The sequence below is a fragment of the Achromobacter sp. ESBL13 genome (genome assembly GCF_036668755.1).
GTDB lineage: Bacteria > Pseudomonadota > Gammaproteobacteria > Burkholderiales > Burkholderiaceae_B > Achromobacter.
Map to the genome: position 1 here is coordinate 494,025 of NZ_JAZEVT010000004.1, position 12,231 is coordinate 506,255.

6 protein-coding genes, 1 tRNA gene and 2 pseudogenes are annotated in these 12,231 nt (G+C 65.9%); 4 read left to right on the forward strand and 5 right to left on the reverse strand.

The features are described 5' to 3' along the window. Window positions 1-133 precede the first annotated feature (133 nt). Together V6F88_RS19035 and V6F88_RS19040 are read left to right on the forward strand one after the other, a co-directional pair. Entirely contained in the window at window positions 134-3,706 is a 3,573-nt protein-coding gene (locus V6F88_RS19035; protein ID WP_332611422.1) for a DUF748 domain-containing protein, read from the forward strand. A 64-nt stretch (window positions 3,707-3,770) separates the two neighbouring features. Then, window positions 3,771-4,649, forward strand: coding sequence for a dienelactone hydrolase family protein (locus V6F88_RS19040; protein WP_332611424.1), 879 nt, complete (start codon window positions 3,771-3,773; stop codon window positions 4,647-4,649). A gap of 21 nt (window positions 4,650-4,670) precedes the next feature. On the opposite strand, the gene V6F88_RS19045 is transcribed toward V6F88_RS19040, so the two are convergent. Continuing rightward, a complete protein-coding gene (locus tag V6F88_RS19045) occupies window positions 4,671-5,096 on the reverse strand; it encodes a hypothetical protein (RefSeq protein WP_332611425.1) in 426 nt (141 codons plus the stop codon). A gap of 244 nt (window positions 5,097-5,340) precedes the next feature. On the opposite strand from V6F88_RS19045, the gene V6F88_RS19050 reads away from it, so the two are divergent. Together V6F88_RS19050 and V6F88_RS19055 are read left to right on the forward strand one after the other, a co-directional pair. Then, entirely contained in the window at window positions 5,341-5,844 is a 504-nt protein-coding gene (locus V6F88_RS19050; protein WP_332611426.1) for a peroxiredoxin, read from the forward strand. A gap of 87 nt (window positions 5,845-5,931) precedes the next feature. Further along, window positions 5,932-7,347, forward strand: a pseudogene (locus V6F88_RS19055) (MFS transporter); the annotation flags it as partial. A 395-nt stretch (window positions 7,348-7,742) separates the two neighbouring features. Here V6F88_RS19055 and V6F88_RS19060 read toward each other — a convergent pair. The 4 genes and pseudogenes from V6F88_RS19060 to V6F88_RS19075 form a co-directional block, all read right to left on the reverse strand. After that, window positions 7,743-8,783, reverse strand: a complete 1,041-nt coding sequence (locus V6F88_RS19060; RefSeq protein ID WP_332611451.1) for an EamA family transporter — start codon at window positions 8,781-8,783, stop codon at window positions 7,743-7,745. Window positions 8,784-9,088: 305 nt separating this feature from the next. Next, window positions 9,089-10,075 (reverse strand): annotated as a pseudogene (bioB, locus tag V6F88_RS19065) (biotin synthase BioB); the annotation flags it as partial. 297 nt (window positions 10,076-10,372) lie between these two features. Beyond that, entirely contained in the window at window positions 10,373-11,866 is a 1,494-nt protein-coding gene (locus tag V6F88_RS19070; protein WP_332611428.1) for a helix-turn-helix transcriptional regulator, read from the reverse strand. A gap of 271 nt (window positions 11,867-12,137) precedes the next feature. After that, window positions 12,138-12,214 (reverse strand) — tRNA-Asp (locus tag V6F88_RS19075). Window positions 12,215-12,231 lie beyond the last annotated feature (17 nt).

A 12,231-nucleotide genomic window follows, 5' to 3' on the forward strand; every position in this document is an offset into this window, starting at 1 on the left:
AATCGGGATCGAGAATTGTTAATGTTTGAAAAGTGCGGTCCCGGCAGGCCGGGCAGGCCGCTGTTCCGCCTATGATAGACGAGCCCTAATCGGGGCGCGATAATCGCCATCAACTCGTCTCAGGAGACTCGCGATGCCCTTGCGGCGCCCCCAGCTTCGGTTCACCCGGCGCGCCGGCAAAATCCTGTTGGGCATTGTGGCGGTTGTGCTGATTCTTTGCGGCATAGCCGCCTGGCAAGTGCCGAAGGTGCTGCACAACGTACTGACCGGTGACGTTGCCAAGATGATCGGCCGCGACGTTTCCGTCGGCAAGATCACTTTCAACCCGTTCACACTGACCGTCCGCGCACGCGACCTTGCCGTGGCGCAACCGGGTTCACAGACACCGCTTCTGGCGCTGACCGAACTGGATGTCAGCGCCGCCTGGAGCTCCTTGTTCTGGTTTGCGCCCGTCGTGGATCGGCTGACGCTGCGCCAGCCTACCATCGCGATCGTGCGCGAAGACGTCACGCGATTCAATTTCTCTGACATACAGCAACGCGTCGCGCAATTAACCGCCGCCCAGCCCGAAGAACCGCCCAAGCCCGATACCGGTCTGCCCCGGTTTTCGCTGAACAACATGGTGATCGAGGGCGGCGCCATCACGCTGGACGACAAGGTCACCGGGCGCAAGCAGGTGGTGGACGAGCTGGGCCTGGGCGTGCCGTTCATTTCCAACTTTGGCTATGCCACGGATATCGACGTGCAGCCGCGCCTGCACCTGCGCATCAACGGCAGCCCGTTTGACCTGAACGGGGTGGCCCGGCCGTTCGACAAGGTGCCGTCGTCCACGTTGCGGGTGGCGTTCAATGGCTTGCAACTGGAAAAGTGGGCCGACGTGTGGCCCATGCCGCTGCCCTTCAAGCTGGACAGCGCGCTGCTGGACTCGAACCTGCAAGTGGTGTTTGAACAGCCCAAGGACGCGCCGCCCAAGATACGCGTGGTGGGCGATCTGGGGCTGCGCCGTTTTGATTTGCGCGATACCAATGGCGATACGCTGGCCGCCTGGAGCGCGCTGACCGTCACGCGCCTGGAACTGGAACCCATTGCGCGCCAGGTGCATGTGGGCGAGGTCGGCCTGTGGGCGCCGCAGGTGCATGTGCGGCGCTACGCCAATGAACACCTGAACTGGCAGGACGTGGTGGTCAAGCTGAAGGCGCTGGGCGGTGTGTCGGCTACCGACACTCCGGTAGCCGACAAGCTCAAGCGCGACATGGGGCTGAAAGTGCAGCCGAAGGCGCAGGAGGGCGCTGGGCCCGATACCGGGACGGCGCCTGCGACGGGCACCGCGCCTGCGACCGGGACCGCGCCCGCGACTGGCACCGCGCCTGCCGCAGCTGCCGCCTCGACGACGCCGCCCGTCGCGCCCACCCCGTCCGAATGGAAGGTCACGCTGGACGCCTTCAATCTGCATGAAGGCGAGCTCTACCTGACCGATGCGGTCAGCAAGCTGGATTACGTCATGACCGGCATCGGCGCCACCGTGGAAGGCGTGGTGGTGCCCGAGGTCAAGAACCAGCCCATCGACTTGTGGCTGACCGTGGACAACAGCACCGACGGCGGCTGGATACGCGCCAAGGGTCCGCTGGAATTGGCGCCGCTGTCGCTTGAGCTGGGCGTGCGCATGGGCAACATCGCGCTGGCCCCATTGGCGCCGGCCGTGCGCAGCGTGGCGCCCATCCTGCTGCAAGACGGCAGGCTGGCCGCCAACGCGCAGATCCACGTGCGCGAAAAAGACGGCGCCATCGACGCCTCGGCCACCGCTGTGCAGGCCGACCTGACCCAATTCAAGGCACGCGACGAAGCGCAAAAGCCCCCGCTGGATATCGCGCTGCAATCGCTGCGCGTCACGGCCGACAAACTTGCCATGGGCCCGGGCCAGAGCCGCTTCACCCTGGCAGCGGCGGGCATCCAGGGCAACGGCAAGCTGAACCTGGCGGGCACGTTCACGCCGCAGCCGCTGACCGTCGCGTCGTCCGTTGACCTGTCCGAACTTAACGTGGCCCCGTTCGCGGCCTACGCCGCCGGCAGCCTGAACGCCACCGTGCGCGCCATTACGCTGGGGGCCAAGGGCGACGTGGCCTATGCCGCCGCCGCCGGCAACGCGCCCATGCGGGTCAACTGGAAAGGCGGCGTCGAGATCACGGGTGTGGACCTGCAAGACCGCGTCAACAACGACGACTTCCTGAATTGGAAGCGGCTGGCCTTTGCCGGCATGGACGTGTCCGTGGCGGGCGACAAAGTGGGCGCCAAGCTGGGCGACATCGCGCTGGAAGACTTCTACGGCCGCATCCTGTTGAACGCGCAGGGCCGGCTGAACGTGATGGACCTGGTGGCGGCGCCGGGGCAGGCGGGTGGCTCCATCACGCAGGACACGCAGACGCCGGCCCGCCCGACGCCCGCCGCCCCGGCATCGACGCCGGCATCCAAGGCCGCATCGCCAGCGGCCTCGAAAGGCGGCGAGGGCGCGGCCATGCCCGACATCGCGGTGAACAGCGTCACGCTGTCGCGCGGCCGCATGACGTTTACCGATCGCTTCGTCAAACCCAACTATGTGGCCGAGCTGTCGGCCATCGAAGGCGCGATCACGGCGGTGTCGTCCACCAACCCGCAGCCCGCCAAGGTCAAGGTCACGGGGCGCGTCTACACCACCGCGCCGCTGTCGATCAGCGGCATCGTGCAGCCGTTCGCCAAATACCTGACGCTGGACCTGAAGGCGTCGGCCAAGGGCGTGGACCTGCCGCGCTTCAACACCTATTCGGCCAAGTACGTGGGCTACCCGATCAAGCGCGGCAAACTGTCGGTGGACCTGGAATACAAGATCAAGGACCGCGCGTTGCAGGCGTCCAACCACGTCGTGCTGAACCAGCTGACCTTCGGCGACAAGACCAACAGCCCCGACGCCACCAAACTGCCGGTGCTGCTGGCCGTGGCGTTGCTGAAGGATTCTCGCGGCAATATCGACATCAACCTGCCCGTGTCCGGGTCGCTGGACGATCCGGAATTTTCGGTGGGCGGCATCGTGGTGCGCGTGGTGATGAACCTGGTCGTCAAGGCGGTGACGTCGCCGTTCAGCTTGCTGGCCTCGGCGTTTGGCGGCGGCGAAGAGTTGTCGTATGTGGAGTTCGCGCCAGGCAGCGCGGTGCTGACCGAGGACTCGGTGCAGCGCATCGACACGCTGATCAAGGCGCTGACGGACCGCCCCGCGCTGAAGATGGACATCAGCGGCCGCGCCGATCCCAAGACCGACATGGAAGGGCTGCGCCAGGCCTGGGTCGATGCCCAGATCCGCGCCGCCAAGGCCGCCGACACGACGCCGCGCGGCAAGAAGCCCGATCCCGCGCGCGTGCAGGTGTCGCCCGCCGAGCGCCAGAAGTATCTGGAAGAGGTCTACGACGACACCGACATCAAGGACAAGCCGCGCAATTTCATTGGCATGTCCAAGTCGGTGCCGGCCGCGCAAATGGAAGCGATGCTGCGCGGCGTGGCGAAGGTGGGCGATGAGCAATTGCGCCAATTGGCCGATGCCCGAGCCCAGGCGGTATATGAGAAGTTGCAAGCCCAGGAAGGACTCGCGGACCGTGTCTTCATCGTTGCGCCGCAGCTGGACGCGGACGGCATCAAGGACGAGGGGCAACCCTCGCGCGTGGACTTCTCCCTGAAGTGAACCCGGCTTGACCCACGGTACGCAAGGCGTTCCGGGCCAGGCTTTTTTTGCCAGGAGATTTTCGATGAAAGATCAGGACGCGCACTTCGACAGCCTGCTGCCGCCCTTGCGGCTGGATCGGCGGGGCTTCATCGCCACGACGGTCGCGGCGGGCTTTTCCCTGGCGGCGGGGCCGGCCGTGGCGCAGACCGCCATCGCCACCGACGCCAAGGGATTGACGGCCGGCAAGGTCGATATCCCGACGTCGGACGGCAAGATGCCGGCTTATCGCGCGGCGCCCGAAGGCAAGAAGAACCTGCCCACCGTCATCGTTGTGTCCGAGATCTTCGGCGTGCACGAATATATCCAGGACGTGTGCCGACGCCTGGCTCACCTGGGCTATCTGGCTATTGCGCCCGAACTGTTCGCGCGCCAGGGCGACCCGTCCAAGTACACCGAAATTCCGAAGCTGCAAGCCGGGATCATCAGCAAGGTGCCCGACATCCAGGTGCAGGGCGATCTGGACGCCACCGCCAAGTGGGCGGCGGCCAACGGCGGCAACCCCGACCGGCTGGGCATCGTGGGCTTTTGCTGGGGCGGCCGCCAGGTGTGGCTGTACGCGGCGCACAACCCCAAGCTGCGCGCGGGCGCGGCGTTCTACGGACAGCTTGCGGGCGAACCCAGCGAGCTCAAGCCCAAGTCGGTGTTGAGCCTGGTGAACGAATTGAAGGCGCCCGTGCTGGGCGCCTACGGCGGCAAGGACGCCGGCATTCCACTGACGGACGTGGACAAGATGCGCATCGAACTGGCCAAGGGGCCGGCGCCGGCAAAGGCGTCGCGCATCGACGTCTACCCCGAAGCACCGCACGCGTTCCATGCGGATTACCGGCCGTCGTATCGCAAGCCGGAAGCCGAGCAGGCCTGGACGCGGATGCTGGACTGGTTCAAGCAGAACGGGCTGTAGCCCGTCGGCGATCGCGGCGGTCTACTGGGCTTCTTCGCCCGGCAGGCCGTCGCTGACCTCGGCCAGCGCGCTTTTCATATCGTCGTAGCCGATCGCGCGCTCGTTCTGGAAACTGCCCAGCACGCCCCGGCAACCGTCAACGCCGGACCGCTTCATGTCGTCCATCATCGTCTTGCCTTCGGCCAGGCCCTTCTGGAACAACGCGTCGTAGGACGCGGCTGAAAACCCATATTCCTTGGCGTAGCGGGCCAGGTTCTTGTGCGCGGTTGCCTGATGCTGCGCCAGGTCGGGCTCTGAAGCCCCGCACGCGCGCGCCGCGCCGTTCGACGCGCCGGCGGCCACCACGAAGGATTCGTATTGCGCCTGTTCGCTGGCGTCCGGCGCGGCCCAGGAAGGGGCGGCGGCGGTGGCCAGGACCCAGGCCAAGGCTGTCAAAAGCTTGTGCATCGGTGAATCTCCGCTTGATGCCCGGCGGGCGATGGGCGATGTAGGCGCCGCGCGGGCGTGGGTCACTGGCGCATTATGGCAAGCAGCCGTTTCCAGTCGATGTGGTCGCGGTGTGGAGTCGTATCAGACTGTGCGTGTTTTTTTCGCGTCGCTCTGGCGCAGCGGGCAGGGCGCGCACGCACTATGATGGAGGGTGTGAGGCGATCCTGCCTCAATGCATTGCCCCACTTTCCCTGGAGATACCATGACGATCAAAGTCGGCGACCGCGTGCCGGATGGCACCCTGACCGAATTCATCGAAACCGAAACCGCCGGCTGCTCGCTGGGCCCCAACGCGTTCCAGGTTTCCGACCTGACCCGCGGCAAGACCATCGCGCTGTTCGCCTTGCCGGGCGCCTTCACCCCCACCTGCTCGGCCAAACATCTGCCTGGCTATGTGGAACAAGCCGACGCCCTCAAGGCCAAGGGCGTGGACGAAATCTGGTGCGTGGCCGTCAACGACGCTTTCGTCATGGGCGCCTGGGGCCGCGAACAAAAGACTGAAGGCCGTGTCCGCATGCTGGCCGATGGCTCGGCGCTGTGGACCAAGGAACTGGGCCTGGAACTGGACCTGATCGCGCGCGGCATGGGCGTGCGTTCGCAACGCTACTCGGCGCTGATCGTCGACGGCGTGGTCAAGCAGTTGAACGTGGAAGGTCCTGGCAAGTTCGAAGTCAGCGACGCCGCCACGCTGCTGTCGCAAATCTGACCTAACGTAGCTTCCAGTTTTACCGCTCAACGCGGCGGGTTGCCTTTGCAGCCCGCCGTGCTAATGCCAGCAGCGGTTGCCAACGCCATGCTCGCCACCCTCTCCTCATTCTCGTCCCTGTACTTCGCGACCTTGCTGATGCTGATCGGCACGGGTCTGTTCAACACCTACATGGGCCTTCGGCTGACGGCGCAGTCCGTCAGCGAAGTGTGGATCGGCGTCCTGATCGCCGGCTACTACCTGGGCCTGGTGTGCGGAGCCCGATTGGGGCACAAGCTCATCATCCGCGTGGGTCATATCCGCGCGTTCGTCGCGTGCGCGGCGATTGCCACCAGCATGATCCTGGCCCAGACGCTGGTTGATTCCATGCCGTTGTGGCTGGTGTTTCGCCTGATATCCGGCGTGGTGATGGTGACCGAATTCATGGTCATCGAAAGCTGGCTGAACGAACAAACTGAAAACCACCAGCGCGGCCGGGTGTTCTCGGTCTACATGGTGGTGTCCGGGCTGGGCACCGTGCTGGGGCAGTTGGCGCTGACCGCCTACGCCACGCTGGACCTGCGGCCGCTGACGCTGGTGGCCATGTGCCTGGTGTTGTGCCTGGTGCCCATTGCCGTCACCGCGCGTTCGCACCCGCCTACGCCGCTGCCCGCGCCGCTGGACATCCGCTTTTTCATGCGGCGCGTGCCGCTGTCCATGACGGTGCTGTTCGTGGCGGGTAACCTGTCGGGCGCTTTCTATGGGCTGGCCGCCGTCTATGGGGCCAAGCATGGCCTGACGACGTCGCAGGCCGCCGTCTTCGTGGCCGCCGCCGTCACGGCGGGGTTGCTGTCGCAATGGCCGATGGGCTGGTTGTCCGACCGCATCAACCGGGCGGGCCTGATCCGTTTCAACGCCTTGCTGCTGGTGCTGCTGCCCACCGTGATGTGGGGCTGGCTGACCTTGCCATATTGGGCGCTGGTGGCTTTGTCGTGCGTGTTCGGCATTTTGCAATTCACGCTGTACCCGCTGGGGGCGGCATTCGCCAACGATCACGTGGAATCCGAACGCCGGGTCAGCCTGTCGGCCGTCTTGCTGATGACCTACGGCGTGGGTGCGTGTATCGGTCCGATGGTGGCGGGGCTGATGATGTCGCTGGGCGGCCCCAGCATGTATTACGTGTTCATCTCGGCTTGCGCCTTGATCCTGGTATGGCAGGTGCGCCCCACGCGCGTTACCGGCGCGCACCAGGTCGATGAAGCGCCGACGCACTTCGTGCCGATGCCCGACACACTGCAAAGCTCGCCCGCGGCGGCGGTGCTGGACCCGCGCGTGGATCCAGAAAACGACATCGCGATGGAAATGGTGCAGCCGGACCCCGCCGCCGCGCCGGTCACGACCACCGAGGAGCCGGCAGTGGAAGAGCCGGCCCTCAAGCAGGAATGGCCGGCGGACGCTGCGGCAGCCGACGCTGCGGCAGCCGATGCTGCGGCAGCCGACGCTGCGGCAGCCGATGCTGCGGCAGCCGACGCTGCGGCAGGCGATCCTGCGGCAGCCGACGCTGCGGCAGGCGATCCTGCGGCAGCCGATGCTGCGGCAGGCGATCCTGCGGCAGCCGACGCTGCGGCAGGCGATCCTGCGGCAGCCGATGCTGCGGCAGGCGATCCTGCGGCAGCCGACGCTGCGGCAGGCGATGCTGCGGCAGCCGACGCTGCGGCAGGCGATCCTGCGGCAGCCGATGCTGCGGCAGGCGATCCTGCGGCAGCCGACGCCACAGCAGCCGGTACCGGGGTGCCAGCCGGCGGCCGTGCTGCTGATGTTGAATCCGGTGCAGGCGAGGAGGATGTCTCCCCCTCGGAAACCGAATCCGACTCTGAGCGCCGCCGCCGCACGGGCACCTGACGGTGGCGCCGCGGGGATTACCAGGGCGCCATCAGCACGATCGCGCCCAGCGCCAGCGCGATACCCAGCGCGTTGATCCGGGTCAGCGGCTCGCGAAACGCTAACGCGCCCACCAGCGTGCCCAGCGTGATCACGCCCATGTTCATCGACGCGAACACCAGCGCCGGATGTTCAGGCAAGGACTGGTGCGCGCGGATATAGGTCAGGATGTTGCCGAAATTGGCCACGCCCAGCGCCACGCCCGCCAGCAGGTGACGGGGCTGCCAACGCACCCGGCGCGCCAGCAGATACGCCAACATCAACACGCCCGCCAGCACAAAGGCCAACAGCAGCCCGCCGGCAAACGCGGAGCCGGCACGCGCCACCTGCTTGAACAGGATGTCGATCACCCCGTACCCCGCCCACACCGCCAGCGGCCACAGCCAGATGCCGCGGTCAGAGGCGGTGGTGCTGGTGGCAGCGGCGGTGGTAGCGGTCGATGTGGCGGTCGATGTGGCGGTCGATGTAGCGGTCGATGTAGCGGTCGATGTAGCGGTCGTGGCAGCAGCGGCGATCGTGGCGGTAGTCGTGGCGGGCGTGGCGGGCGTGGCGGGCGTGGCGGGCGTGGCGGTGCGCGCAGCCCCGCCCGCCGAGGCCCTTCCAGGTCGCAAGAGCAAGCAGGCCAGCGCGGTAAACGCCAGCAGGATCGCCGCCAGCTTGCGGCCATTGACCGGTTCGCCGAACAACAGGAACGCCGCCAGCAACGGGATGAACAACGACAGGCGCTGCGCCGCGTCGCTGCGCACGATGCCGGCGTGACGCACCGCTGCGGCCATGGCCAGGAACACGCTAGGCAATAGCACCCCCAGCGCGGCGAGCACTGCCCACGGCGTGCTGGGCGTAAGCAGGGCGGCGGGGTCCGGTTTCAGCACGGCCCAGCAGAGCAGGGCGGCCACGGCATAGTTCATGGCAATGGCCTGCCGCACGTCGACGTCATAGCGCCGGGCCAACTTAAGCAACACGGCCACGGTGACGCTGCACGTCACGCTGGCCAGCAGGTAGAGAACGCCCGGCGTCAGCGGCATGTCGTGCCTCCTTCGGCGCAGGGTTGGACGGAAGCGGCTTGCTGTGTGGCGGAATGCCCGGTGACGGGGTCACGGGAAGCGGAAAGTGCCGAGGCGGGAAGATCGGCGACGCCTTGTGCCGAGACTGCCTGCCGGGAGGGGCAGCATTCCAAGGAGGCTTGTCCCGAGGTGGCATGTTCGGGGGTGGCATGTTCGGGGGTGGCATGTTCGGGGGTGGCATTTCCCAAGGTGACATTTCCCGAGGTGGCGTTTCCCGAGGTGACTTGCCCCGCGTCCGGGAATTCCGATGCGGCATGGTGCGGCCCCGGCTCTACGTGCATGCCCAGCCGTTGCAGCAGGCGCTGGTCGGCCTGCATCTGCGGGTTGGCGGTGGTCAGCAGCGCGTCGCCATAGAACATCGAATTGGCGCCCGCCATGAAGCACAGCGCCTGCATGGCGTCGTCCATGGTTTCGCGACCGGCCGACAAGCGCACGGCCGCGCGCGGCATCGTGATGCGCGCCACGGCAATGGTGCGCACGAACTCGAAGGGGTCCAGCGCCTGGACCTCGGCCAGCGGCGTGCCTTCCACCTGGACCAGGTTGTTGATTGGCACCGATTCCGGGTAGGGCTCCATGTTGGCCAATTGCGCAATCAGGCCGGCGCGTTCCCGCCGCGATTCGCCCATGCCCACAATGCCGCCGCAGCACACGCTGATGCCGGCGTCGCGCACGCGTGCCAGCGTATCCAGGCGGTCCTGGTAGGTGCGAGTGGAAATGATCTTGCCGTAGAACTCCGGCGACGTGTCCAGGTTGTGGTTGTAGTAGTCCAGGCCGGCGTCCTTAAGCTGCTCGGCCTGGCCGTCGCGCAACATGCCCAGCGTGACGCAGGTTTCCAGCCCCAAGGACTTCACCGCGCTGACCATCTGCGCCACGGCCTCCAGATGATGCGGCTTCGGGCTGCGCCAGGCCGCGCCCATGCAAAAGCGTTGCGCCCCGCCGGCCTGCGCGGCCTTGGCGGCAGCCACGACTTCATCCAGCGGCATCAGCTTGTCGGCATCGAGCCCGGTGTCGTAGTGCGACGACTGCGGGCAGTACGCGCAATCCTCCGGACAGCCGCCCGTCTTGATCGACAGCAGGCTGGACAGCTGCACGGCGTTGGGATCGAAGTGCGCGCGATGGACCTGCTGCGCGCGGTGCACCAGATCCATGAACGGCAACGCGTACAGCGCCAGGATGTCGTCGGTGGTCCAGGCCGGGGCGGCTCGGTTGCGGGTCGTCTGCGGGACGGGGATGTAGGCGGTCTGCAAGGGCGGGCTCCATTCGATCTATCGAAACCGCGCCGCTTGCCTGGCAAGGCAAGGGCGGGATCGGCGGATCGTAAGAACCTGCGCAGGGTTTGTGCAATGCAGGCCGACAGCACGAAAATGCCCGCAACTTGGATGAGGGTTTGCCGCAAATAGATGATTTAACGGTGCGGCGCCGACTAACGCGATGGCATCTTCGTCGATGCCGACCCCCGGAATATTTTGATTCTAATTGTAAATATCACCCGCGACGGTGGCTATCCGCAAGGGCAACATCCCGCTGCGATCCCTGCGGTGCGATCACTCCTTGGCCGGCTTGTCACGGACCCGCGCGGATTCGTGCCCCGTGATACCGCGATCGCGCGCCCAGACGATCGCGGCGCTGCGCCGGTGCACGCCAATCTTGCTGTAGATCGTGGCCACATGGTTGCGCACGGTATTGCGCGAGAGCTTCAAGGCCTTGGCGATGCCATCGTCGTCGTGCCCCTGGCATAGCAGGCCTAGCACTTCACGTTCGCGCGTGGTCAGTTGCGCCAGTTCCGCCACATCGCGCGAGGCCGGTGCGGGTTGGCGCAACTGCGCCAGCTTTTCGATGATGCCCCGGCTGAACCACGACGTGTCCTGCATCACCGCTTCGATCGCGGCCAGCAGTTCGATCTCGGAGCGTTTGCGTTCGGTGATGTCCTGCATCACGATCAGCAGCCGGCGCTGCCCGCCGATCATCACGGGTTCGGCCGACACCAGGCAATCAAGCGCGCCGCCATCCTGCGTGGCCAGCGTGGCTTCGCGGTTGCGCGCGCTTTCACCGCGCTTCAGGCTGGCGGCCATGCCTTCGTAGGGGTGCAGGCCCACGTCGGTCAAGGCCGCGCCGACGCTGTCCTCGGGCGACGCGCCGGTCACCGCCGCGAAGGCGTCGTTGATATCCAGCACGCGCAGCGTATCGCCTTCGCACACGGCCATCGGCACGGGCGCCAGCTTGAACGCCTTGGAGAAGCGCTCTTCGCTTTCGCGCAGCGCCATCTCGGTGCGTTTGCGTGCTTCCAGATCGATGAAAGTGAACAGCATGCACGGTTCGTCCTGCATGTCGATCGGTTGGCCGGCGACCATCACGAACTTGGTGCCGCCGTCGGCCTGCTTCACGACGCCTTCGCGCTGCGTGATTGTCTTGCCTTCGTTCAGATTGGCCACGGCCTTTTCTTTGTCGTCGCCGCCATCCAGCACGTCCAGTTCGTAGGCCGACTTGCCCAGCACGGTCTCGCGCGTGTAGCCCGTCATTTCCAGAAAGCCCTGGTTCACCTTGACATAGCGCAGGTCGGAAAGCCGGCAGATGAGGGCGGGCGCGGGGTTCGCGCCAAAGGTGCGTTCGAAGCGTTCTTCGGCGTTGATCTGCTCGGTCTGGTCGTGCAGGATCAGCACGCGGTAGTCAGCGCCTTTGTCGCCTTCCAGATTCAAGCCGCGCGCGCGCACGTTACGCAGAAAGTCTTCGTCATCCTTGCGGCTCAAGTCCAGCAGCAGATCGTCGAACGTTTCTTCCGCCGCCAGGCGGTCCAGCGGATATTGGCGCGCGGGCACGCGGTGATGGTTGCGGTAGGTCAGGGTGTAGCGTTTGCGATAGCCGGCGGGTGTGCCGCCCAGCGCTTCAAGCGTGTCGGCGCCATGCAGTTCCAGTGCGCTGTTATTGGCCCATGCAATTGAGCCGTCGGGTTCGAGCAGGATGATGCCTTCATTCAAACCCGCGATGATGGCTTGCAGGTGTTGGCGATGCGCGTGTGGCGCGGCGGCGTTTGCGGTCACGTAGGCCTCTTCGGTTCGCGTGGCGTGAGCCCACAGGATGCAGGGGCGCGGCAAAGCTGTCCAGAGAGCAAAACGGACGAGTCTTAGCGGCGGGGTAAAAGGAGGGGAGAACGCACAAAATAACGCGCGGACAATGCGGCCGCTGAAATGCAAAAAGCCCCGGAATCCGGAGCTTCAATGTGTACTGCGACGACGCGTATTGCGATAGTGGGTATTGCGAGGATCGGTCTTGCGATCTTTCATGCTGCATGCTGGCAAACACTAAAGTGCTTGGCGGAGCGGACGGGGCTCGAACCCGCGACCCCCGGCGTGACAGGCCGGTATTCTAACCAACTGAACTACCGCTCCGCAGCGGCTTACTCAAC